Consider the following 24633-nt stretch of genomic DNA (forward strand, 5'->3'; position numbering starts at 1 on the left):
ATAAAGAAGTTCTAGTTTAAAAACAGGGCTAATTATACCAAAGGAATGACAGTTTAGTTTTCCAGGAATAAGTCCCGCATGGTTTGGATGTCAGCTGGTGATAGTGCAAGCGCTTTGTTCAGGTAGCTATCGACACTCCCGTAATCATTTTCGAGAGAAGTAAAAAAACTGCCGATGAAATCTTCGTGTACCGACACAATTGGCACCAGCCAATCGCGTTCGACTTGCTCGGTATTCTCACTGTTTACGCCAAGGAAGTCTTCAATCATATCCAGAGCACTTTCAGTATCCATATATTGTGCTGTTAGCAGGTAATCTTCAATTATCGTGTCTCTGGGCACATCCAGTGCTGAGAGTATCAGCGCTGCGGCAATGCCTGTGCGATCTTTACCCGCAGAGCAGTGAAACAGACTGGCCTGACCACTATTTTTAATCAGTAAAGGAAACATCTTGCAGAAGGGGGTTGCGACTTCATGAGCGAATTTTTTGTAAATATTCACAAAAGTCTGGTGCGCGGTATCGGTGTTCAACTCGCCTCTCTCAATGAGTTTGCGGTAGAGGGGCATACTGCCAGACAAAATATGATACTGATCAAAGTGTTGGGCCGGAACCGGTTTGCTGGGCATTTTTGACTGTTCTTTTTTGCCGCGAAAGTCATGAATCTGACTAATCTGCTTTTGCGCCAGCGTATCGATATCACCAGGAGTCAAGTGGGCCAGATGGCCTGATCTGAAAAGTTTACCCCATTTAACCGTGCGCCCGTCACGGCTTTGGTAACCGCCCAGGTCTCGTACATTAAAGCCGCCTTCCAGATGAATAGCCCTTGTGGTCATGCAAAAATTTTCCCTTCGTTAGAATCAGTAGATAAAAGCCAAAAAGTTAAGAGCGTAATATTAACCGTTTGGACAGTCTGCCTCTACCACCGCTTGGTAATAGAGACAGAACAAAAAGGTATAGTGAGGCGAAAGGCGAGTTATTTGAGAGACATTTTTCTGAAACAGTCACGTAACTCGTTGACGAAAATTTCGGGCTGTTCAAAGGCCGCGAAATGACCACCTTTTGGTGTTTCGTTCCAGTAAACGATATTTTTGTAGTGTTTTTCGGCCCAGCGCTGCGAGGCACGGAAAATTTCTTTGGGAAACACGCTGATGCCGGTAGGTACGGGTATCTCATCAAGTTTCAGGGTGTTAAAACTTTCCCAATAAATTCTGGCAGCGGAAGCACCCGCGTGATTGAGCCAGTAGATCATAATGTTATCGAGAATATGGTCTAACGATGCAACAGATTCAGGGCTGCCTTCGTTATCTGTCCAGAAATAGAATTTTTCGTAGATCCAGGCGGCTAGTCCCACTGGAGAATCTACCAGCGAGTAACCTATCGTTTGTGGTCGGGTAGATTGCTCTTTGCTGTAGCCGCTGTCCCAGTCGGCATAAAATTGCAGCGCCTGCAATGCTGATTGCTCTTCGGGTGTCAGCTCGTCATCGGGGCCGATTTCCGGCTGGATTAATACCAGATTGACATGAATGCCCTTGCACCCCGGTGGATTTTGCGTCCCAATCTGTGTAGTAACGGCAGAGCCCCAATCGCCACCTTGGGCGAGATAGGCGTTATAACCAAGTCTTTCCATCAGTGTATTCCAGGCAGCAGCCGTTTTTTCTATACCCCAGCCGGTAACGGCAGGTTTGCCTGAAAAGCCAAAACCGGGCAGGGAGGGCAGCACGAGATGGAAAGCGTCAGCCGGGTCTCCGCCAAACTTTTCCGGCTGGGTTAATGGCTCAACCACATCCATGAACTCAATCACCGATCCGGGCCAACCGTGGGTCATAATCAGCGGTTTGGCATTTTCATGGGTGGAGCGGATATGGAAGAAATGAATATCCAGTCCATCGATCTCGGTGGTGAACTGTGGGTATTGATTCAGGTGGCGTTCACAGCGCCGCCAGTCATAGGTGTTTTGCCAATAATCGCACAGAGCCTTTACCGCGCTTAAAGGCGCGCCCTGAGTCCAGTCGTCGACACATTCTTTTTCCGGCCAACGGGTTAACGCTAGTCTTTGTTTTAAATCTTGTAATTCTGAGTCGGGAGTATTGATACTGTATGGTGTGATATTGGTGGCCAAGGCGGTCGTCCTCAATTGACTGGGTTATGTTACAAGTTGTAACGAAATTAGTTGGTCAGAGCAAGTATAAATTGAATTGCGGGTGCCGTAGGTACGGAAAGCAGGCATTAAAAGCTGGTATTGAAACCGAGCGTTGAAGTAGGCGTTGAAATTAATTAAAAACAGCAAGAACTGGGTCGAGAAGCAGGGTGTGGCGCTCTATTATTCATGCTCATATGTTGTTTGCGACGGCTCATAATGATTCGTGACGACACGTGGAGAGAGCAACGCTATATTATTTGGCCCAATGGGAGCTGAGAAAGAATGGATCGTCAAGAAAGCACAGCCTATAACCGGGTAGCTAAAGCCATAGACTATATCCAGCTGCACTTTAAAGAGCAGCCGTCGTTAGATCAGGTGGCCGCCGAAGTGAATATGAGCCCCTTCCATTTTCAGCGGTTGTTTACCGATTGGGCCGGCATCAGCCCTAAAAAATTCATCCAATATTTAAGCCTGACGTATGCCAAGCAGTTGATCAGTAATGATCGTACAACAATGCTGGATACCGCCTACGCAACCGGCTTATCTGGTACTGGTCGCCTGCACGACCTGTTTGTGTCGATTGAGGGAATGACGCCGGGAGAATTTAAAAACGGCGGCGAGCAGTTGAATATCAACTATTCCTTTGCCGACAGCCCCTTCGGCAAGTTGATTGTGGCGTCAACGGCAAAGGGCATCTGCCACCTGGTGTTTGAGGAAGATGAAAAACGCGCCCTTGCAGAACTGAAGGCGAGGTTCCCCAGCGCGACATATCATCAAATTGCCGACCAGCTTCAGCAGAATGCGCTGTTTATTTTTCAAAAAGACTGGCAGCAGCTCAAGCAAATAAAACTACATCTTAATGGCACGCCGTTTCAGTTAAAGGTGTGGGAAAGTTTGTTAACTATTCCCGAAGGAGGCTTAACCACCTACGGCAGTCTGGCCGAAAAAATCAACAAACCAAAAGCGTCCAGAGCCGTTGGCACCGCTATTGGCAGTAATCCCGTTGCGTTTTTTATTCCCTGTCATCGGGTTATCCAGGCCAGCGGGCAGCTGGGCGGCTACCGTTGGGGTACCACGCGCAAATCAGCCTTGATCGGCTGGGAGGCAGCCCGGCTGGAAACAGCCATGTCAGGCGAATAGTCCATGTGCGAAGTGCAAAATAAACTGGAGTCCATTTGCTGGCAAAAGATTGGCGAAGCGCTCGACCATCAAGGCTATGCAGTAGTGCCGGAGGTGCTTTCCAGATCCCAATGCCAGCATTTTATCAACCAATATGACAATCCAGCGGGTTATCGCAAAACAGTGGTTATGGAGCGATACCGTTATGGGCGGGGGGAATACAAATACTTTGACTATCCGCTACCCGACGTGATCCAGTGGATACGGGAAGCTGTGTACCCGAAGCTGGTCCCGACAGCCAACCGGTGGATGAAGCAGCTAACTATCGATAAACAGTTCCCCGAGACCCTTCAGGGCTTGCTGGCCGAGTGCAAAGCCAGCCAGCAACGGAAACCAACGCCGTTAATTCTTAAATATGGGCGGGGCGGCTTTAATACACTGCACCAGGATTTGTACGGTGATGTGTACTTTCCCCTGCAAGCCGCCTTTTTATTGAACGATCCGACCACAGATTTCAGCGGCGGCGAGTTTGTGTTGACGCAACAGGTGCCCAGGGCGCAATCGAAAGCGACTGTGGTCAACCTGCAGCGGGGGGACATGCTGATTTTCACCACCCGTTTAAAACCGGAGAAGGGCGCCAGGGGGTATTACCGGGCGACCATAAAGCACGGTGTCAGCGAAGTGCGCAGCGGTCAGCGACATACATTGGGTGTCATTTTCCATGATGCGATCAGCTAAAGGCATTTTGCACCATCGTGATCTGAGCGACCGGGAACTCAGATCGCTGATTGAGCAGAATAAAGTCTGTCTTGGCGGCAACCGCCGGTTACGCATCTACGGCCGACTGGACTGTTCATCGGGTAAGCGCATGAAGCGAGAAAACCGGGTGTTTTTTCTGTCAAAACAACAGGCCGTCGAGGTGGGCTACCGCCCCTGCGGCCACTGCATGAAAGCGGAGTACCGACAGTGGATCTGTTCGACGAACCGCTAGAAACACCCATTAACCTGCTCACACGGGATGGTGATGTCTGCTATTACGGTACGTTAATACCCTGGCAAGAGGCGGACATTCACCTGACACAGTTGCTCGAGGACATAGACTGGCAAAACGATGAGGCCGTTATTTTTGGTAAACGCATTATTACTAAACGCAAAGTGGCCTGGTATGGCGACAAGCCTTACAGCTATACCTACTCCAAGACCACCAAATCGGCGCTGCCGTGGACACCACAATTATTGAGCCTGAAGCAGCAAGTCGAATTCAAAACCGGCGAAACGTTTAATTCCTGTCTGCTTAATCTCTATCACGACGGGTCGGAAGGTATGGCCTGGCACAGCGATGGCGAAACCGATTTAAAGAAAAACGGAGCCATCGCGTCCCTAAGTTTTGGCGCTGAACGTAAATTCAGTTTTAAGCATAAACGCACCAAAGAGGTTGTCTCTGTAACATTGCAGCACGGCAGTTTGTTAGTTATGAAAGGCACCACTCAGGCCAATTGGTTACATCGCTTGCCCCCCACAAAAACAGTTCACGAGCCGCGGGTTAACTTGACGTTTAGAACAATTGTTGAAAGAGGTTCAGGCTATTAAGGCGTGCTTGTGATCAAGAATGCCAACTGCTAAATGGCTGGAGTATGATTTCCAGCCAGCACCCGATGGCCTGCTATTCAAAGGCGCGATTCAGTCGGTTAAATTGAATAGATTCGGCGATCTCCTGCGAGAACGTTTCTGAACTGAGCTTCGATAACAGCTCAAAAGCCGCCTGATAACTGACCGGCCCGCCATTGGATGTCATTACCTTGTCGTCAATCACGACATTCTGGTCATACTGTACCTGTATTTCCGGGTAGGCTTTTGCAAGGCCTTTCTCTCCGCCAGCCCATGTCGTAGCTTTTTTGCCATTCAAAACACCAGCTTCGCCCAGCAGAAAAGCGCCGGAACAGTTACTGGCCATCCATGAGGCTGATTGGCTTTGTTGTTTGATGAAGCTGATCAAATTCTCGTCACTGATAAAATCATCCATTTCATAAGCGCTGGGTACCAGCAATACATCCAGTTTCAGGTCATCGTAAATAGTATTATCTGCCACGATCACAAGGCCCTCTTCTGAGGTGACTGTTTTGTTGTCGGTTGCCGATATAACGATCACCTCGTAAGACGAGAACCAGGACTTTTTGCTTGCCGCACCAAAAACTTCTATGGGTGCGGTGACGTCGCTGGTGAGGAAGCCGTCAAAAACCAGAATGCCGATTTTTGACGAAGCCGCATTGACATGGCTGGTTGCCACTAACAGCAGGCAAGCCATGAAGTACCACTGTGATTTCTGCATAGCAGCCATTAAATTTCTAACCATAATTTGAAATCCTTTTTTGCAATTGAGTGTTGTTTTCCCAGGCAGAAGCATGCTTATTGCGCGTGCTTCATCTTTGTTGCAGCAGCAATGCGATTCCAGGCATTAATGGTGACCACCTGCATGATGCACTGGGCTATACCTTGTTCGCCGAGAAGTGCTAAAGCCTCGTCGTAAACAGCCTTGGACAAACCCTTGTCGGCAATCCGCGTAATGTCTTCTGTCACTGCCAGAACTGCGCTTTCTGTTTCATTAAACAATGGGGACTCCCTCCAGGCTGATAATGCGTAGATTCTTTGCTCAGTCTCGCCGGATTGTCTGGCCTGTTCGGTATGCATCTGGATGCAGTATGCGCAGCCGTTGATCTGCGAGGCACGTATCTTTATAAGTTCTTTCAGGCGTGGGTTAAGCGCTGCTGAGTTAATGTATTTTTCGAGACCGAACATGGCTGTGTAGGCATCGGGTTCCACTTGTTTGATTTGTATTCTGGCTTCCATAGGTTCAATTTATCCTTGAAGTGAAAACGGAGGTGTGGATAAATCATACTGAAATACGGACCCTTAAAAAGGTCCACTTTTTTATTTTTGTAGGAACCGCTTTTGATCAAGCAATCACCAGCACATCCGCAGCGATTTCCGTTTGATATGCTAGTGATCGATCACACCAGTGCAACAGCCATTTTCCGTCAACTGGAAAGCCAGTTGCGCGAGGCAATATGGGAGGGGTTGCTGGCTCCGGGCGAAAAACTGCCTGCAACTCGCCGTCTGGCTAAAGAGCTGTCGGTGGCGCGCAACACTGTGATCAATGCCTATGAGCAATTGATCGTAGAAGGCTTTATTGAAGCTGTGCCAGGTTCCGGCACGCGAGTGATGCGAGACTTGCCGTCGAGAAGACCGCCCGAGTCCAGCAGAGAAGGGGCTTATGAACGGGAAACCATGCCCTTAACGCTGTCCTCACGTTACCAATATGCCTCAATGGTCGGTGATATGGTTCCACTGGAAGAGGGTCCGTCAGCGCGTCCTTTCAGGGCTCACCTTCCCGCGTTTAAAGAGTTTCCGCACGCGCAGTGGGCGCAATTGATGGCCAGACGACTTCGCCAGCAACCGCAACAGTGGTTGGAGAAAAGTTCACCTCTGGGTTATGGCCCCCTGCGTGAGGCTATTTCCGGTTACCTGGGGGCGTCGCGGGGGTTGAAGGCTCAGACTGACCAGATCATCGTCACGGCAGGTGCCCAGCAGGGCATCGAACTGCTGGCAAAAGCATTCATTAATCCCGGTGACACCGTCTGCTTTGAAGAGCCGGGTTATACCCCTGCGGCCATTGCTTTTAAAATGGCGGGAGCAGATATTGTTTCTATCCCCGTTGATGAAGAGGGCATCAATGTCGATGTGCTAAATAAAAGCGTGCCCAAAGCGAAATTTATTTATGTCACGCCATCGCACCATTTCCCTTTGGGGGTTACCCTTTCCCAATCACGGCGCAAAGCCCTGCTGCAATGGGCAGCTAAAGCCGGTGCTGTTGTGCTGGAAGATGACTATAACGGTGAGTATCAATATCGGGGGCGTCCTTTGCCAACACTCTATGCGATGGCGGCACCCGGGCAGGTGATTTATATAGGCAGTTTCAGCAAGTTGTTGTTTCCCTCTCTGCGGCTGGGCTATCTGGTGGTTCCCAAAGCACAGACAAGACCTTTGGCCGCCATGCGCTGGCTGATAGATCGCCACTCTCCGCCACTGGAACAGGCAGTGCTGGCAGATTTTATTGATCAGGGTTATTTTGCCCGTCACCTGCGGCGCATGAGAACCCTGTATGCAGAACGTCAGCAGGCATTGATAGACGCCGCCGGGACATTTCTGGATGGCATTATGTCAGTTCCGCCACTGGACAGTGGCTTGCATCTGATTGGCTGGCTGGAGCAGGGGGTGCAGGAAAGTCATGTACTGGATGCAGCCAGCCGTATCGGTCTGGAGATTGCTCCCGTATCCGTGTTCAGCTCCGATTTTTTGCACAGCGCTCCCGCAAAGGACTCTTGTAAGGTTTTACAAAAACCAGGCTTGATACTGGGTTACGCAGCCTACAGCAATGAAGAAATTCATTATCACATCAAGCTGCTGGGCAAAGCCTGTGCTTCAAACCCATTATGGCCGGGGTGAGTTGGGATAAGGTTCGAAAGTCAGTTCACGATTGCCTAATAGGTTTGCCCCTGACAGCCATAATAGCTATTGCAGGTGATCAGTTGGAATACCTTACTCCTTTGCCAAGCCAGTTCTCCAGCTTTTTAACTGCTTCAATATTTTTTCTGGCTGATTAATCTGCGGTTCTGATTGCGTGTAATCATTTTCTGTTTCCCGCTCAGCAATGATCACTTTGGCTTTCTCAAATGCTTCAACGAAGCTGTTTGATTGAGGTAACGCATCTTTAAAAAAAGCTTCTCCAAAGTGGGTGAACTGGTTGCTGTCATTACAGCCAAAGGATTTTTTGTCGCGGGCAGCGGCGGTAATCACAAGGGTATGGTCGTCTTGAAGGTACGGAATATAGCCTCCGGAATAGCACGAAGAAACAATGATAACCTTCCATTTAACAGGCAGGCTCTTCACCATATCAGCGAGCTGCTCTGCACTTATATCTCTGAGTTCCAGGCCTGGTTGCTCAATGTTGAGTTGATGGGTTTTAGAGCCATGACTGGACAGAAAGACAAACAAAATATCTTCATTGGCGTCCATTTTCTCAGCCATTCGCTGCAAGGTCTGCTGCACACTGGTTGCAGTGGCCAGGGGGTATTCTTGAATGGTGGAGCGGTCATTAATCAGTACAGCTGAGGTTCCTTTGGTGTTCAGATTGGAGTCGAAGTAGTTTTTTGCGAATAGCACTTCACGTCGAAACACTGCTTGAGAACCGTATCCAGCCACCCCCAGAAAGTACATATCGATTTTATTGCTGTTGCTATGGCGCAGTGCACCAAGTTGGGTGTTGAGCAATTCATTCTGGTTGTAGAGCACTGCTTCGGCAATTTGGTCTTCTGGCGTTATATGGCATTCACCTTCACAGCTATACAGCTTTCCATGCTTCCACTTTCCGGTAACAGTTGCCATGCCATCTAAAGGTTCACCATAGGTTAAAGTGCCCATACCGTGGTATCTGCCATACTCAAATTGACCTACGTAGCGATCACCATTGTCGAATATCAGCGTACCTTCGCCATGGTAGTAACCATGCTCAAAATTTCCTGTGTAATGGCTACCATTCTCGTCTGTATATTCTCCCTTACCATGAAAAAGGCCATACTGAAAACCACCTTTGTAGTGTTTGCCTTCGGCAGAGATGTATTCACCGTCACCGTTTAAAACACCATCGCTAAAGTTGCCAATGTACTTATCTCCGTTTTTGTGTGTCATCACGCCATCACCGGCTATAGCCCAATCTTTAAAAGTGCCTTCAAAGAGCGAGCCGTCAGGGTATTCATAGATCCCTTGACCAGTAAATTCACCGTCTACAAATTCGCCTGTATACCTTCCTTCTTCCTTGGTAAGGTAATCACCTTTGCCATGGTAAACGCCATTTTTAAACTCACCCTCATAGCGATCATCATTGGCCAGGGTGTACTCCCCCTGGCCATGAAACAAATTGCGCTGAAACTCGCCAGTATAGGTATAACCGTTGAATTTATAGGTGCCGTGGCCATTGGGTATACCGCCTTTGAATTCGCCTTCGTAAACAGAGCCATCTGACGTATGAAGCACACCCTTACCCTCCATGGTGCCGTTTCGGAAGGTGCCTTTGTAAGATGAACCTTCCGGCCACTCTATATACCCGGTGCCGTGTAATAACTCTCCCATCTTTTCGCCTGTGTATTTGCCACCATCAGGCAGGTAGGTGACGGTTGTATGTTCAATCAGGAGGGTGTTGTAAAGGGTGAAGACAATGAGGCTGCCAAATAGACTGCCGAGGACAAAATTAAGGGCGGGCTTTTGCATGAGAGTACTTCCTTTTCCTGCGATATTTCTTCCATGTGTGGGCAATCACTGATTCTAGAAGGGTATAGTATCCGTGCATTGTTATCCAGCTTGTTTGAAAGAGAAAAGAAGCTGAATATGACTCCAGCTTCACTTTGTTTTGGTGATTGGTTTCCAGTTCAACATATTTAGCGCCAAAACTATTGGTAGGTCTTTACGATTATTTTAATTGCCGTGTTAAAAAGCCGACGTCTCTTTCGGGATGTCGGCTTTTTGGTTGCTAATTGGCGCTTTCCCGCGTTAGCAGTTGCCATACTTCAAGGTTGCGGAGCAATTTTGCAGCGCCGTTTTTTGTGGGCATTGAGGGTCCATATTCCGCCATTTAGTAGGCACATATTTCCCATTTTTTTTGCAGTCACACCGGACATGGCTGCCGCCATCTCCGCGCCACGCTGTTTCACAGTTTTTGCAGCTTCTTGTATAACCACCAGTGGGCATTATGGGAGTAAATCCGTTGTCCAAAATGTGGATGTTATTGGTTAGTTGCTCCCGTACCCGGTTGTAACACTGTGGTTGGTTGGGGTCGGCTGAACACTGCGCGTCAATGGTTGGTTTTAGCCATAGCTTATTAATCATCGCGCGATAGACAGAATCTGAAGGTTTTTGGCAAATATCCAGTATTTTTGAATCGCTGACTAACGGATAAAACAGGCGGTAGTCAAATTGACTCAACTTACCATCAACAATCGTTGTGGTTGCCGGGCAGGTTGCACTTCCGGTTTTTAGTCGTGCGCCAGCCAACAAAGCCTTGCTACTGCAATTTGGAGGATTGCTCATACTAGAGTTCATTTGTTTAGAGCATGTTTCCAAAGAACTAAAAATGGTTTTGTTATAATCCAGAATCTCATCCTGTTTATCAGCAAGGCATTGCTTTGAGACAGCTCTGTTCCATTTTAACTTTGTGGTCAAAGGGCCGTCGCGCATTTGACCCAATGCGTCCCATACCGAATTAAGGTCTCGGTAACGTCTTGCTGCATCAATAGCGTCCTGCACTACGCCAAAACGGTAGCTATCTGTATTAGGAATTAAGGATGCATACGAGACAACACGCATCCTTATACCTGCGTCATTTTTAAAAACCTCGTGAGAAAACTTGTCGACAGTCTGTTTAAGGTTATCAATGCTCGACACCGATAATTCTTTACCATCACCGCCTACCGCCCTGTAACTCGCCGTAAATTGGGTGCCGCTACTTTTCTTAACACTGCTGATAAATCCATCTACGCTGACATCAACTGCCGAACTGGAGCCTTTTAGTGAAGCTTCCAGCTTCTTTTTACTGTCTTCCGATGTGGTGGCTAATGCCGCCAAAACATTCAAGCGGCCACCGTAATAGATGTCAGCCACGAAACCATCGCCACACCGACGAAAAAACTCTTTGGGATTGCTCGCCAGTAAATCGATATATTCGGGTAATACCCTGATATCGGTAAAGCGCGCGGCTATTTCACTGGCGGAAATCATTTTGACCGAAGGGATAAATTGCGCGTCAAGGCTTTTACTTGTTGCTCCATAGATAGAGTCGGCGCGAGTCTCTACGGCGACATAACCGGCTACATTCGTGTTTTCAGCACTGACCTCTTTGCTTTGCGCATATTTTGCAGAGCCTTCCACCTTGTAGAGAAGCCCTCGGTAAGTCGCCGAGGCATTCAGACCAAAACCATCTTCAATATCAGTTTTTGAATGAACCAGGCGAAAGCTGCCCTCATATTGCCCGTCTTTATGTCCGCTCGGATTTTTTTTGTAGCTAAAACTTTTTGGGTCCAGGCAGGTAGCTCGCCCGGTACTGATATCATTTTCAATGCTATTCCAGCCAACGGCTAGTTTTGCTTCCGGCTGAAACTCAAGAACCTGAAACAGCTCGCTGGACGATGCAGGGAAAGAAAATGAATAAGAAAAAATTATGAATAGTGAAAGAGCTAAAAACTTGAGGTGTTGAAAGTTGGTGTAAAGCATCTATGCCTCCAACTGCTTGGGTAAGCAGGTGATCCATTTTTAGGGAAATTACAGGCTAGTACAAAGATTCTATTTTTACTAGACAGCAGGTCGCAAAGTTGGGAATCGCTCAATAAAGCGGTGAGCAGCGGTTATCGTAAACGCCCCCAAATAACAACCTTTAGTGGTTTGGGGGCGGCTAGGTGTTTAGGGCGCGGGTTAATTTGGTGACTTTATCTACGGTTCTAACGTAACGACAGCGGCTCGGCTTCAAAAGTAATACCAGCCCAACCCGATTGCAGAAAGTTGCGAATATTTTGGTGGTTATCACCTTGAGGGTTTTCTAAAACTTCCTCTCGATAATAACGGCCAAAACAATGCAGTGTTTGCTCTTCAGTCAAACCATGTTGCTTGGCAAACGCAAAAATCTTGCACGAGCCGGAATTTTCGCCCGCCTTGTTTACCAACGAACCATTAGCGAATTGCGAAGGGGTAAAGTTATACGCTCCATCAATAGCCGCTATGGTTTCATCAAACTCAATGGCAGCAGCGTCGTCATTAATTTTTTTAAGCAAGTTCTCAAGCGTCATGGGTGGTCATTCTCCGATAGCAACGTGTTGGTTGAAAGTTTATCTGTAATGGGGGTTTTAATGTATATCTGTCATTGGCTAGAAGCTGATACTTGGGGGAAATAAATGCGTCCCCTTTTTAGCTCCCCTTTTTAGCTCACCCTTAGCTTGATCTTCAGTGGAAACTCTAATCCAGATACCAACTCGTTTTGTTGGCGTGTCCATGCTAAATCCTTTTATAAGCTTATTGGACGATTTAGTGTACCGAGGGTTTTGGGGTTTGGTAAGGGTGTTTGATTGTTACGGATTGATTAATCGATGGAATATTTCTAACACGATACTAACTACCGGTTAGCTTTATGATCTTATAATTCTCTCCTTCATCGAGAACTTCTACGTTCACATCATCAGAATCTCCTAGATGAATATCATCAAGAACGCCGAGAGTGGCATCAAGAAGTAGTTTTTCCTCTTTTGAATCAGACGAACCAACCCATTTATATTCCTTTTTTTCCCAAAGAGCTGTTTTTAACTTTTCTAGCAGAGAGGGGTCACGATCCTTGATAGATTCCAATAATTCACGCTCTTTCTGAAGAGCTTCTTTTAGGTCAGCTCTCTCTACCTCCTCACGGTAGGTAAGCCCTGTCTTTGATAAAGGACGATTGTAGTCAAGTAACTCTGATGTGCTTGTATTAAGAGCCATCGCTATTTTAGTTAAATTAATGAGAGAAATATTCCGCTCCCCTCTCTCAACGCCACCGATATAAGTTCTATCCAACCCACAAGCAAGAGCAAAGGATTCTTGTGAATAGCGATGATATTTCCGTAGCTCTCGCAGGCGTTTTCCAAATTCTTTCAGAGGGTCTTTCATCAAAAAAATCGTACGTAATGACTACATATTTATAGAACATTGTTGACGTTTTTAAGTCCACGGGTTATAAATATCTTCTTTGATGTCTTTAAGTATCTATATATAGAGGAATGGCATAACCATTAAACAATAAAAGGGAGCGGTACATGAGAGTAACAGCAATGGTTTTAGGGATTATTTGGGGATTGTTTTTAATGTTCTATGCACTTTACGTGTTTTTCGCTGGAGAGCTCACATCTGCGGTCGGTATGGGTGATAAGAGCTTATCTATGCTTGGCAGTGTATTGACACCAATACTCGTTTTTGTCGGAGCTGGTCTAGCTATGCGAAAACCTGTTATTGCCGCTGCTTTATTTCTTTTTGCAGCGATCATGGTTTTTGCAACCTTGGGGTTAAACGGAGCCAGTGCCTTTTTTGGTGGGCCAGTACTAATTGCTGCGGCCTTAGCCTTCTTTGGCGCAAAAGAGCTTTCCGACCTAACAACACAACCAACAACTCAAGGTAACTAACAATGAAACACTCAAGATGGAAATACTTAGTGTTTTCTTTTGTCGTTCTTGCCTTGTTATCGGGTTGTAGTGGTAAAAAAGCTGAGTTTATTGCTCAGTTTAAAGAGGCTTACCCCAACGAAAAAGAAGATATAGCCGTTTGTGTCTATGACATAGCTAGTGATTCACTAGAGGATGATCAATACGACTTGTTTGTAGCAATGTTTTTTCGCGACCAGAAGAAACAAAAAGAAATTACAAACTCGCTTGGTTTGCTCAAGTCAGCTACCTCTGTTGCCAAGGTTGGTGTAGTTACTGGTCGTACTGTTATGAACTGTGGCTGGGAAGATAAGCCATGAGGGGATAATTCATTATCCCCAAAAACACCGCCCCATAGTTCTACGTCGTTAAGGATGAACCGATGCTACTGCTCTCTACCCTGATAAATATTTTGAAACATTCAATCAGATGGAAGCAACACCTACTACATCGCCAGTACACCAAAAGGTTAATACGCCTGCTCGGTAATAAGTGGCTCTATGTTCGCAGTTAGTTCTTTCGGCTACTCCATCAGCCCATAGTGTACTAAGCGAAAATAATTTCAAAAACTGAAAGGGATCAGCAATGCGTATTACATTAACCATCACCAGCTTATTAACACTAACCCTGCTAACCGGCTGCATATCGATGGAGCAACTTGAAGCATATAACGCTAAACATACTCAGGAAAAGGAAGAGCAGGAACGCTTAGCAGCTAAAGCCGATACGGTAAGAGCTATCTCACCAGAGCAGACAAAGAAGTGTAAATACATCAATCAAGTTAGCGCAATGGCCGAGCTTTCTTTTTTTGGTGGCATGGAAGCAACTGAAAAGACAGCGATGAGAAATTTAAAAATTGAAGCTTTGAAACAGAATGCTAATGGGTTTCGTATAGCTGATCGCTTACTAGATAAAGGACGCGGCGGTTACGACCAAACTCGACTGACACTTTACGGAGATATCTATAAGTGTTCTGGGTGGTGAAATAGATTGTTCAAATGTAGCTTCATTTAAGCTTGATTCAAAATCATTAATTTATTGATCCAGTTAATCACATTTTCAGCTATCAGGCTTCCCTCTATGAAGATCTCCAAGAAGAATAATTCAGTAAGGGGACACAAGAAACTACTGACCATACTCTATTAGCGGTGGGATATGGTTGTATTTATAGAATTGATAGTTGGTTCGCAAGTTATTGCATAAAGCTTTTATTTTCGACACTTCACATCAGTTCGCTCTATTTCAGGGCATTTTTAAAAATCTACGGCTATTAGCCAGAGGAGGTTAGTACTTTGAAACGGATATTTGCAGTATTTTCGTTGTTGCTTTGTTTTGCTTTACCTGCACACTCAGCTCTTATCGAACTGACTAATGGGTACATTGGGGTTTATGATCCTTCCAATGAATACACTGTAGTAGGTGATATTCGGTATGTTGACCTTAGCCTTCCTGATGAAGAACGTGATTATTTTAGCTTCGAATTGTGGTTTACAGATACAAATCATGGCTTTGATATTACTTTGACTGCCCCAGATAACCTAGACGGCCTCCTAAATTATGCAGTTACCACGGCTCTCAATTTTAGAGGTTCTATTCGTGATGGTGGCCAGTTATCAGCTGGAGAGACAGCAAGTTTTTCTATGGGATACGAACCTGTACCAGAAGACCTTTATATTAAACGAGCCTTGACATTGGGGATTACCGATACAGATTCCAATCAGATCCTTAGTTTTCAAGAAGACTCTTCTCTTTTGAGTTCAGACTTCGGTTTTGAAGAAGGTGGTAATGGCGGTGATGATGGCGGGTCAAATCCAATACCAGTAGCGCCAACTGTTTATTTGTTTCTTTTCGGATTAATTTTTCTACTTTTGAAGTGGGAAAGAAGTTCTGAAGGACAATATGGTGAGAGACAACAAGGCAATCTGAACAGAAGGTTTTTAAAGTTATTCCTTATTCTTCCATTAATAACTACCGTTACTGCCTGTGGTAACAATTCAGAACTAGATAGGAAACAAGCTTCAAAACCACTCAAACAGAATGGTTATCCACTTGAGATTGTTGAGATGGTTACCACGTACGATCAAAGTCGATTTCGCAACGATAAAAAGGAATTTCGCTCACATCTTAATTGGCTATTTGACTACACCAACATCGTATCAGTTGCTTCTCCATCGATAGAGGCCGACCCTAAAGGAAAATATAATTATATTTTTGTTAAACCAAATCATATTGGCAGTGGGGGTAAAAAACCGAAAGATCCAACTTCTTCATCATGAGGTGATGAATCGCATGCTCGAAGGTGCCCGGCTGTAATTGATCCTGATAATTAATCACCACCATTGATGTTTGGTTGTGATCGTAAGGGATAAACTTAGGCATGTGCATGGTTCCTTATGCGATAACCAATTTTAACAAAATTTATCCCTAAAGAAGGGTTTTTCTACAGCCTCAACGCCGCATTTTGCATTGGGCGATTGTGCTTGGCCTTGCTAGCATTGCGTGCCTCGCAAAGCATGTTGAATAAATGGCCACTTTTGTTCTGTATAAGCTTCACGATCTTCTTTGTATTCCGAAGCCAGCTTCCGTTTTAAATTTGCATATTCATTTGCCACTTTGTTATTTGAGCGCAAAAGTTCACGGAATTTAATGCGTTCTTGCCATAGCGGACTTTCATACGGAATTAAGTGAAGATGATGCGTACGGAAAGCATCGGATGGTTTACAAAACCAATGCATTACTTCGGTTTTATAAGGCCAGTATTCATAGCCGCCATCTACAAGAGCTTTTATTGCAGGCTTGGATTCATTTAACGATTTAACACCAAACATAACATCTATGACTGGTTTTGCGACCATACCAGGAATAGCTGTACTACCTACATGCTCAATGCTCCCATAAAACCATTTGCCAGCAATAGCCATCAGGTGTTCTTTTTCTTTCTCGAATTTCGTAGGCCACGAAGAATCATACTCTTCAAGTATTACAGGTGCTCTGCTCATGGTTCAAACTTTCCTTGTGATGCTAACAGTGTGATAAACCGAACCCCGAGGCCTGTATATCACTTTTTATTATTCTCAATGGAATACCTTTTCCCTTGCAAAACAAAGAGCCAACGACATGCGGGGTTTTCTTTGGCTAGGTAAAAGAGGATTTATTTCCATATATTTCAGATTCCATGAAGATATTACCTTTAGGCTTTTAATGTACCACCAACTATTCACATTGCGTTATGAGTAACTACTCGAAATATAGGGATTAGCTTTGCTTCCATATTGACGGGTTAATTGAAGTTTGCCTCTTGTCTGCGGCCTCATTCTCATCTTCAAAAGCCTCACTGTCTCCTCGGTTCTGAAGTTGCAGGCCGTATAGAAAATTGCGCAATATTTGGTCTTTACATTGGCGGTAGTGTTTGTGGCCGGCTTTGCGAAAAAAGGCACTTAGTTCGTGTTTGCTAATGGATAGGCCTGCGAGCTCTAGCAGGGCTAATATGTCTTCGGCCTTAAGGTTAAGGGCAATTTTTAGCTTCATAAAAACAATGTTGTTGTTAATGTGTTTTTCAGGCTTGGGTTGCTCGCCATCTCGTCTGCCACGCTTGAGGTTGATTAAACCGTTTAAAAAGGTTGCAAGGGTGGTGTCGCTGCACGAATGGTAATCCGGGTCGTCGTCTCTTTTTAACCAGCTGCTAATTTGTTGGCGTGTTACTGCCAGATCGGCTTGGCTAAAAATGTCGATCATTTGCTTGTCGCTATAATCAAATATGTAGCGTATTTTGCGAAGGCAGTCGTTATTTGTCATGGTTTGTTATTTGTGGGTGTTGGCGAGTTAACGTGTTGATAACAGTTTGCACTACTGCTTGGGTTTTGTCTTTGTTTGAATCAACTATCAAAATACCGCGGTGTTTGCCGTTGAATTATCTGGGGCTATTCTTCGCATAGTGCTAAAGTGGTTTTTGTCATCGCTAACAGCACTGCAATTATTCTATGAGCTCTTCTTCTAAAAACACTATGGTTAATATTCCCTTTTCTAACAGTTATCTTCATGTGGCGGATGCGCTTTTTTCGCCGCAATTACCCACGCCGGTTAAAGAGCCCGGTTTAATTCGGGTGAATCAACCATTGGCTGAGGCGTTGTTAATTAACCCTTCGGAGTTAATGTCTGAGGAGGGTGTTGCGGTGTTGGCGGGCAACCAGATTCCTTCGGGAGCAGAACCTATCGCCACTGCCTACGCGGGGCATCAGTTTGGTGGCTGGAACCCGCAGTTGGGTGATGGCCGGGCTATTTTACTGGGCGAGGTAATAGGTAAAGATAACCACCGTTACGATATTCAACTGAAAGGTGCCGGCCCAACCCCCTATTCGCGCATGGGTGACGGCCGCTCGCCGATAGGCCCTGTGCTGCGGGAGTATATTGTGAGCGAAGCGATGGCGGCGATGGGGGTGCCGACAACGCGAAGTTTGGCGGCTGTTACAACGGGCGAAGGGGTTTTTCGGCAGGGTATGTTGCCCGGTGCCATTCTCACTCGTGTTGCGAGTAGCCATATTCGTGTTGGGACATTTCAATACTTTGCCATGAAGGGTGATATTGCATTATTAACGGCGCTTGCCGACCATGTTATCGACCGGCATTACCCAGCGGCTAAAACTGCCGACAACCCCTACGCTGAATTGCTGAACGGAGTAATAGAGCGCCAGGCGAAGCTGATTGCCAAGTGGATGTCTGTTGGTTTTATTCACGGCGTGATGAACACCGACAACATGCTGGTTTGTGGCGAAACGGTTGATTATGGCCCCTGCGCCTTTATGGATACCTATCGCGCTGAAACCGTATACAGCTCTATTGATCACGGTGGCCGCTATGCCTACAAAAACCAGCCGTATATCGCGCAGTGGAACCTCGCTCAATTGGCGCAATCGCTGTTACCGTTATTGGCCGACAATGAAACAGACTCGGTGAATTTGGCGCAGCAGGCGGTGGACAGTTTTGTGGCTATTTATCAGGCTGCCTACGATGAAGTGGTGCATAACAAACTTGGATTTGCGGAAATAAGTGGCGACACTAAGGCGCTGATTCCGCAATTGCTGGCATTAATGACTGAGCATAAGGTGGATTTCACACTGGGTTTTCGCGCTTTGGCAGATACAGCCTATGTTGCTTACGCCGGTCAAGCAGGCGCGGGAAACCCGCAGTCGGTTGCTGACTTGTATCAGTTACCTGCTGAAATGAGCGATTGGGTAGAGCGTTGGCTGGCATTGCTGAATGCAGAGATGAAGACACACCCTAAAGCAGACAAGGCAGGGCAGGCTTTGATGTATGCCAGTAATCCGGTGTTTATACCCAGAAATCATTTGATTGAGCAGGTGATTGTGGCTGCAACGCAGTCGGGTGATTTAACGCCTTTTCACACGATGGTCGATTTATTGGTTAATCCGTACGACTTTAATCCAGAAAAATCACAGTTCGCTATCCCGCCACGACCAGATCAGGTGGTGCTGCAAACATTTTGCGGGACTTGATCTGGAAAAGAGTCATTTGAAAAGTGGCGTTTAAGCGGCTTTTAAAGTCCGGCACAGGAGCGGTATCATAGGGTTCTTGCTTGTCGATCAATTTTTGAAGATTCATAGTGTACTATCCAGTCGCTGCGCCTTAGCCCGGTATGCCTAAAACCGCTGTGTTTTGAAGGGGCGAGCCTAAATAAATTTTGGAACTAAATTGTTAAACCAACCTGTAAAGGAATCCAACAGCCGCTTTCTGTTTCGTTACCTGTCCCGGCATAAATGGTCGTACGGGGTTGGTGTGTTGATGCTGTTTATCACGAACTGGCTGGCGGTTAATATTCCCGGTTATATTGGCGCCTCTATTGATTTGCTGAACGAATCGCTGGCGCTGAACCTTGACGCGCTCAACACCAATATCCTGCTGATAGCGTTGCTGGCGTTGTTAATGATGGGCGCGCGCACCATTTCCCGTATGTTGTTTTTTAACCCCGGGAGAGCCATTGAGCGCGATCTCAAGAATGAAGCGTTTGCCAAGCTGACGTTCCTGCAGCGCGGTTTTTTTGAACGTTACCCGACTGGCAAGCTAATCTCTATTGTCAATAATGACATCAACGGTATCCGCGCACTTGCCGGGGTGGTGTTATTGCAGGTTTTTAATATCAGTTTTGCTCTGTCACTCACACCCTACAAAATGTGGCAGCTTTCTCCGAGCCTGACACTGTATTGCATGGTGCCGGTGGTGATTACCCTGATGATTTCTCATCGAGCTATTGGCCGGATGCGCGAATTGATGAAGCTTCGCATGGAAGAGTTACAAGCTTTGTCTTCACACTCGGTTGAACTGTTGTCGGGTATTGATGTGGTTAAGTCACACCATATACAGGGCTGGGCGCAGGGCGAATTCGCCGTTGATAACCGCGCTCTTTTGCGGCGTTCGGTGAAGTTGGCGAGGCTGAGAACGCTGGTTCTGCCTATTTTGGGTTATACCGACAGAATCATGAAAATACTGATTTTGGCAGTGGGTGGCGGCTACCTGATTCAGTCGGGCTTGTCTCTGGGTGAGCTGGTTGCATTTTTGTCGTATGCGACCTTGCTGGCCATGCCATTCTTTTCAATGGCGATGATTTTTTCGGCGTTTCAAACCGGGTTTCTCAGTATCGACAGTTTGCGAAAAATCCTGGATCAGGAGGTTCCCGCTCAAGATACCAGCCACCTGCCTGAAGACGAGCGGCAGCAACTATTCAGCTCCGGGGTTAGGGTGAATAACCTGAACTTTACGTATCCGGGGCAATCGTCCCCTGCGCTGAAAAACATCAGTTTTGAAATTCGCCCCGGGCAAACCATTGGTATTCTCGGGCAGATTGGCGCGGGCAAAACTACGCTGGTTAACTGCATTAACCGGCATTTGGAGGTTGCGCCCGGCACTATATTTATCGATCACTATGATATTACGGCGTTGTCCAGGCGAGACTTACGCAGTGCGGTGCGCACCATTACTCAAGAGCCGTTTTTGTTTTCTGACTCGGTGGTAAACAATATCCGCTTCAGTGGTGGTGACGAAGACTATCAACCGATAGACGATGTGCTCTATCAGAGCGATATGAAGGATGAGGTTGAACAGTTCCCAGAGGGAGAAAATACCCTGGTTGGCGAGAAGGGCATCCTGCTCTCGGGCGGTCAGAAGCAGCGCTTGAGTCTGGCGCGCGCCATGTACACGCCTTCCAAGTTGATGGTTCTGGACAATGTGCTCTCTGCCGTTGATAACGAAACCGAGCGCTTCCTGCTGCGACAGATTTTCGAGAACATGCGCAGCCAGAGTATTCTGATTGTTTCCCATCGGGCCACAGTGCTGGAAAAGGTGGATTATATTCTGGTGCTTGATAACGGCGAGATTGTTGCTCGCGGAACCCATGAAGAGTTACTGAAGAGTTCACCGCTTTACCGGGAGACCTGGCAGTTACAACAAAGTGGTGGTGAAGGTTCTGAAAGCGAAGCTGTAGAAACAATCAGCTCCGGGGAGCGCAGCCAATGAGACACTATGCTGCCACATCGTCATCGGATGCCGCTAATACACCTCCCAATAAGACGGACAAACAAAACAGCAAGCCGGGATTTGACTGGCACTTGATCAGCCGCTTTTTAGGGTATCTAAAGCCGTATCGCAAGCAGGTTGTTATTGGCGCAGCGGCGGTACCGCTGTCGATTGCGTTCAGTGTGCTGTTTCCCTGGTTGATCATGCATATTATCGATACTCAGATCGTGCCTGGTGAACTAACCGGTTTGTATTGGTGGTCCGGGTTATTGGTTTTGGTATTGTTGGGTAACTATCTTACCGATGCGGTATTCAACTATTTTTTACAGAAATCGGCACTGCATGCGCTCATGGATATGCGTGCAGATATGTTTGCTCGCATTTTGGCTTTTCCGCGGCAGTACTTCGACAAAACCCCCATTGGCGTCACGTTGACGCGTCTTACCAGTGACTTGGAAGCGGTGAGTGAATCGTTCTCTCAAGGTTTGCTGGCAATGATTCGAGATGTGGTAACTACTCTGGCATTGCTAACTTTCCTGTTCGTGATTAATTGGAAGCTGGCGCTGATGGTACTGGTAATGGGGGTGCCAACCTATTTTATTACCGAAGTGCTGCGCCGCCGTTTGCGAGAGTCTTACGCCAAGGGACGGGTAGTGTTGTCGCAGGGTGCAGGCTACCTTCAGGAGTGTTTAAACGGCATTAAAACGGTACAGCTCTATTCCGCCGAGGACCCGGTGCAACGCAAGTACCGGGGCTACAATCAGGGCTTTTTCAAAGCCCAATCCCGGTCGAACTTTTATGACTCTGCCCTGTTTGCTGTTATCGAAGGGGTTACCACCATCGCCATGGCGTTGATTATCTGGTTTGGCGCCAAAGAAATACTCGCGACTACGATTACCTTCGGGGTGTTGATTGGCTTTACTCAAACGCTGGATCGAATTTTTGTGCCGATCCGGGATTTTACGTCCCAAATGGCTTCTATTCAGCGTGCACTGGCGGCGTTTGATCATATCGATGAAATTTTTCAGCAACCGTTGCAAGATGGCCGCGCACTTAAAAACAATCAAGGGCAGGGCCCGACGGCTGCGTCAACACAGCAGCCACCATTGGGTGAATTTCAGTCGCTGGTTTTTGAACGGGTGAGCTTTCGCTATAACCCGAGTGGACCTCTGGTTCTGAAGGATGTGTCGTTTGAGTTGAGCAAGGGCGATCAGATCGCGCTTGTGGGCAGCACTGGCTCCGGTAAATCCACCATTCTGCGTCTGCTTACCAAAACCTACGATAACTACGAAGGTTCTATCCGTTTGAATGGCATTGAGTTGAGAGATCTGACTGTGGCTCAGGTTGGGCAGTTCTTTTCCCTGATGCAGCAGGAAGTGTTTTTGTTCAACAAATCGATAGCTTTCAATATCGGCCTTGGTCGTGAGGGAATTGATAAAGCCCGGATAATGGATGCTGCACGCTATGTGTATGCCGACAGCTTTATCGAGCGCTTGCCGGGGCAGTATGACTTTGAGTTAGAGAATAATGGCGGCAACCTTTCAGCTGGTCAGGGTCAGCTTATCGCGTTTGCTCGCAGTATGGCTTCTGGTAGTGAGGTGGTGTTGTTGGACGAGGCCACCAGTTCGGTGGATTCGGTGACCGAACAACTGATTCAAAAAGCGATTGATCACGTATTTGTCGAAAAAACGGTGATTGCCATAGCCCACCGCCTAAGTACTATCCAGCATTCCGACCAGATACTGGTGCTGGACAAAGGGCAAATCATCGAGCGTGGCTCGCACGCCGAACTTATTCAATCACAGGGTGTTTATGCCAGGCTGTTAAAAGAAATGCCCGACTCTGAATGATGCGGTGACCGGGTTCAAAGAGTCGATGCGTGCTGAAGAGCGGGGCTAAGAACAAGGAGAAGTAGCAACATGACGCTAGCGGAAACTTTAGGTATAGAACGACCCATTATTCAAGCTCCCATGGCGGGTGTGCAGGGCAGTGAACTGGCTATAGCCGTTTGCAACGCCGGTGGTTTGGGTTCTCTTCCCTGTGCCATGCTGGACGCTGAAACGATGGCTGCAGAAATTAGCCGAATTAAGGGGCAGACAGCGCAACCGTTTAATGTGAACTTTTTCTGTCACACGCCGCCGGTTATCGATGCCGCGCGCGAATTACGCTGGCGTGAGGCGCTCAAGCCCTATTTTGAAGAGCTTGGTCTTAACGTTGACGAGATTAAGCCCGGACCTGGACGACAGCCGTTTTCAGCTGAAATAGCGGATGTGCTGGCGGAATTCAAACCACCGGTAGTCAGCTTTCATTTTGGTTTGCCAGCGCCAGAGTTGGTTGATCGGGTTAAAAGCTGGGGGGCGAAAGTGCTGGTGTCGGCGACAACTGTTGACGAGGCTGTGTGGCTGGAATCGAGAGGTGCCGATGTCATTATTGCTCAAGGCACCGAAGCTGGCGGGCATCGCGGTAGTTTTCTCTCTAACGATCTGAGCCTGCAAATGGGCACCTTTGCTCTGGTTCCACAAGTTGTGGCGCGAGTGAAGGTGCCAGTTGTTGCGGCGGGTGGCATTGCCACAGCGCAAGAAGTAGCCGCAGTGATGAACTTGGGTGCTGCTGGAGTGCAGGTTGGCACCAGTTATTTACTGTGTCCAGAAGTCAGTAGCACTGCAATCCACCGAGCGGCGCTGAAATCTGAAGCTGCTCGTCATACCGCTATCACAAACGTGTTCACTGGCAGGCCCGCGCGAGGCATTGTGAACCGTTTGATTCGGGAGCAGGGGCCTATCAATGAGACTGCACCTCAGTTTCCGATGGCAGCTGCGGCACTTGCTCCGCTGCGCTCTTACGTGGAGGCGCAGGGGGCTGGTGATTTTTCATCAATGTGGGCCGGACAGAATACGACGGGTTGCCGCGAGGTTTCAGCAGCTGTTCTGACACAAGAGTTAGTCTCGGGCCTGTAAATCTGAATTTAGTGTCTGTATCGAATTTGCACTGGAGAAAAACTGGTTGAAGCGGCACAATTGCGTCGGAATTACCGGCTTTACAGTGTTTCCTATTATTTGTTCTCTAGGTAAAAATTAATGAAATTTCTTTTGATTGTCGGGGTGTTGGTAACGTATCTGGTTTGCACCGCTTCTCTTTCAAGGCTTATCTCCAGTATTGGTCGTTCTCGAGATGTTGTTGATTATCGAATAACGTATATCAATAAGACGTTGAATATCGCAATGAGTCTGGTGTTTCTCATCGTTGTATTTCTGGTTTTGGGTATTGAGTATTCTCAGGTTTCGTTATTCCTGTCCTCAGTTTTTGCCGTTATTGGTGTCGCGCTGTTTGCCCAATGGTCGATCTTGAGCAATATTACTGCCAGTTTGATTATCTTCTTTGCGTTTCCTTACCGTGTTGGGGATAAGGTAAGGGTGGTTGATAAAGATGATGATATTTCGGGTGTGATTGAAGAAATTTCATTGTTTCACGTTATGATTCGTAAAAATGGTGATCTGATTACTTACCCGAACAATATGATTCTTCAAAAGGCGGTCATTAAAATTTCTTCTGAAGGGTGAGTGTGGTAGTTAACAATATAAA

At 46.9% G+C, this 24633-nt stretch carries 24 protein-coding genes; 14 read left to right on the forward strand and 10 right to left on the reverse strand.

Annotated features, from left to right (window positions below; genetic code table 11):
• Window positions 1–53 precede the first annotated feature (53 nt).
• Complete coding sequence (locus H7A02_02845; protein MCP5171197.1) at window positions 54–833, reverse strand: tyrosine-protein phosphatase; 780 nt, start codon at window positions 831–833, stop codon at window positions 54–56.
• A gap of 140 nt (window positions 834–973) precedes the next feature.
• A complete protein-coding gene (locus tag H7A02_02850; GenBank protein MCP5171198.1) occupies window positions 974–2119 on the reverse strand; it encodes an epoxide hydrolase in 1146 nt (381 codons plus the stop codon).
• Window positions 2120–2422: 303 nt separating this feature from the next.
• Between H7A02_02850 and H7A02_02855 the strand changes: the two genes are divergently transcribed.
• Genes H7A02_02855 through H7A02_02870 form a run of 4 tightly spaced genes read left to right on the forward strand, consistent with a single transcriptional unit; the run spans window position 2423 to window position 4849 of the window.
• Window positions 2423–3280, forward strand: coding sequence for a methylated-DNA--[protein]-cysteine S-methyltransferase (locus H7A02_02855; GenBank protein ID MCP5171199.1), 858 nt, complete (start codon window positions 2423–2425; stop codon window positions 3278–3280).
• A 3-nt stretch (window positions 3281–3283) separates the two neighbouring features.
• Window positions 3284–3997: a 2OG-Fe(II) oxygenase gene (locus tag H7A02_02860; GenBank protein ID MCP5171200.1), complete on the forward strand. Its 714-nt coding sequence runs from the start codon at window positions 3284–3286 to the stop codon at window positions 3995–3997.
• Between the two features lie 4 nt (window positions 3998–4001).
• Window positions 4002–4250 (forward strand): metal-binding protein, encoded by a 249-nt coding sequence (locus H7A02_02865; protein ID MCP5171201.1) that lies wholly within the window; start codon window positions 4002–4004, stop codon window positions 4248–4250.
• A complete protein-coding gene (locus tag H7A02_02870; protein MCP5171202.1) occupies window positions 4226–4849 on the forward strand; it encodes an alpha-ketoglutarate-dependent dioxygenase AlkB in 624 nt (207 codons plus the stop codon). Before H7A02_02865 ends, H7A02_02870 begins: the two co-directional genes overlap by 25 nt.
• Before the next feature lie 73 nt (window positions 4850–4922).
• Here the strand turns inward: H7A02_02870 and H7A02_02875 are convergent, their stop codons facing one another.
• Together H7A02_02875 and H7A02_02880 are read right to left on the reverse strand one after the other, a co-directional pair.
• Window positions 4923–5612, reverse strand: a complete 690-nt coding sequence (locus H7A02_02875) for a DJ-1/PfpI family protein (protein ID MCP5171203.1) — start codon at window positions 5610–5612, stop codon at window positions 4923–4925.
• A gap of 53 nt (window positions 5613–5665) precedes the next feature.
• Entirely contained in the window at window positions 5666–6106 is a 441-nt protein-coding gene (locus tag H7A02_02880; GenBank protein ID MCP5171204.1) for a carboxymuconolactone decarboxylase family protein, read from the reverse strand.
• Window positions 6107–6208: 102 nt separating this feature from the next.
• On the opposite strand from H7A02_02880, the gene H7A02_02885 reads away from it, so the two are divergent.
• Entirely contained in the window at window positions 6209–7762 is a 1554-nt protein-coding gene (locus tag H7A02_02885) for a PLP-dependent aminotransferase family protein (protein ID MCP5171205.1), read from the forward strand.
• Between the two features lie 93 nt (window positions 7763–7855).
• Here the strand turns inward: H7A02_02885 and H7A02_02890 are convergent, their stop codons facing one another.
• The 4 genes from H7A02_02890 to H7A02_02905 form a co-directional block, all read right to left on the reverse strand.
• Window positions 7856–9583, reverse strand: coding sequence for a caspase family protein (locus H7A02_02890; protein ID MCP5171206.1), 1728 nt, complete (start codon window positions 9581–9583; stop codon window positions 7856–7858).
• Between the two features lie 279 nt (window positions 9584–9862).
• Window positions 9863–11578: a hypothetical protein gene (locus H7A02_02895; protein MCP5171207.1), complete on the reverse strand. Its 1716-nt coding sequence runs from the start codon at window positions 11576–11578 to the stop codon at window positions 9863–9865.
• A 224-nt stretch (window positions 11579–11802) separates the two neighbouring features.
• Window positions 11803–12147 carry a HopJ type III effector protein gene (locus tag H7A02_02900; GenBank protein MCP5171208.1) on the reverse strand — a complete coding sequence of 115 codons (345 nt, stop codon included), beginning with the start codon at window positions 12145–12147 and terminating at the stop codon, window positions 11803–11805.
• Window positions 12148–12466: 319 nt separating this feature from the next.
• Window positions 12467–12997 carry a helix-turn-helix transcriptional regulator gene (locus H7A02_02905; GenBank protein ID MCP5171209.1) on the reverse strand — a complete coding sequence of 177 codons (531 nt, stop codon included), beginning with the start codon at window positions 12995–12997 and terminating at the stop codon, window positions 12467–12469.
• Window positions 12998–13143: 146 nt separating this feature from the next.
• Here H7A02_02905 and H7A02_02910 point away from each other — a divergent pair, with 146 nt between their 5' ends.
• From H7A02_02910 to H7A02_02925, 4 genes are all read left to right on the forward strand, one after another.
• Window positions 13144–13506, forward strand: a complete 363-nt coding sequence (locus H7A02_02910) for a hypothetical protein (protein MCP5171210.1) — start codon at window positions 13144–13146, stop codon at window positions 13504–13506.
• A 2-nt stretch (window positions 13507–13508) separates the two neighbouring features.
• The gene (locus tag H7A02_02915) at window positions 13509–13844 is read left to right on the forward strand and encodes a hypothetical protein (protein MCP5171211.1); all 336 of its coding nucleotides are present in this window, start codon (window positions 13509–13511) and stop codon (window positions 13842–13844) included.
• 265 nt (window positions 13845–14109) lie between these two features.
• Entirely contained in the window at window positions 14110–14508 is a 399-nt protein-coding gene (locus H7A02_02920) for a hypothetical protein (protein ID MCP5171212.1), read from the forward strand.
• Between the two features lie 308 nt (window positions 14509–14816).
• On the forward strand, window positions 14817–15800 hold the full coding sequence (locus H7A02_02925) for a hypothetical protein (GenBank protein MCP5171213.1): 984 nt from the start codon (window positions 14817–14819) through the stop codon (window positions 15798–15800).
• Between the two features lie 213 nt (window positions 15801–16013).
• Here the strand turns inward: H7A02_02925 and H7A02_02930 are convergent, their stop codons facing one another.
• The gene (locus H7A02_02930; protein ID MCP5171214.1) at window positions 16014–16523 is read right to left on the reverse strand and encodes a GrpB family protein; all 510 of its coding nucleotides are present in this window, start codon (window positions 16521–16523) and stop codon (window positions 16014–16016) included.
• Window positions 16524–16779: 256 nt separating this feature from the next.
• Window positions 16780–17319 carry a DUF1456 family protein gene (locus H7A02_02935; protein MCP5171215.1) on the reverse strand — a complete coding sequence of 180 codons (540 nt, stop codon included), beginning with the start codon at window positions 17317–17319 and terminating at the stop codon, window positions 16780–16782.
• Between the two features lie 209 nt (window positions 17320–17528).
• Between H7A02_02935 and H7A02_02940 the strand changes: the two genes are divergently transcribed.
• The 5 genes from H7A02_02940 (at window position 17529) to H7A02_02960 (ending at window position 24611) form a co-directional block, all read left to right on the forward strand.
• On the forward strand, window positions 17529–19037 hold the full coding sequence (locus H7A02_02940; GenBank protein ID MCP5171216.1) for a YdiU family protein: 1509 nt from the start codon (window positions 17529–17531) through the stop codon (window positions 19035–19037).
• Between the two features lie 286 nt (window positions 19038–19323).
• On the forward strand, window positions 19324–21051 hold the full coding sequence (locus tag H7A02_02945) for an ABC transporter ATP-binding protein (protein MCP5171217.1): 1728 nt from the start codon (window positions 19324–19326) through the stop codon (window positions 21049–21051).
• Window positions 21048–22901, forward strand: coding sequence for an ABC transporter ATP-binding protein (locus H7A02_02950; GenBank protein MCP5171218.1), 1854 nt, complete (start codon window positions 21048–21050; stop codon window positions 22899–22901). Before H7A02_02945 ends, H7A02_02950 begins: the two co-directional genes overlap by 4 nt.
• A 69-nt stretch (window positions 22902–22970) precedes the next feature.
• Window positions 22971–24008, forward strand: a complete 1038-nt coding sequence (locus H7A02_02955; protein ID MCP5171219.1) for a nitronate monooxygenase — start codon at window positions 22971–22973, stop codon at window positions 24006–24008.
• Window positions 24009–24128: 120 nt separating this feature from the next.
• Window positions 24129–24611 carry a mechanosensitive ion channel gene (locus tag H7A02_02960; GenBank protein ID MCP5171220.1) on the forward strand — a complete coding sequence of 161 codons (483 nt, stop codon included), beginning with the start codon at window positions 24129–24131 and terminating at the stop codon, window positions 24609–24611.
• The last annotated feature ends 22 nt before the right edge of the window (window positions 24612–24633 follow it).

The organism is Pseudomonadales bacterium (assembly GCA_024234435.1).
GTDB lineage: Bacteria > Pseudomonadota > Gammaproteobacteria > Pseudomonadales > Porticoccaceae > JACKOF01.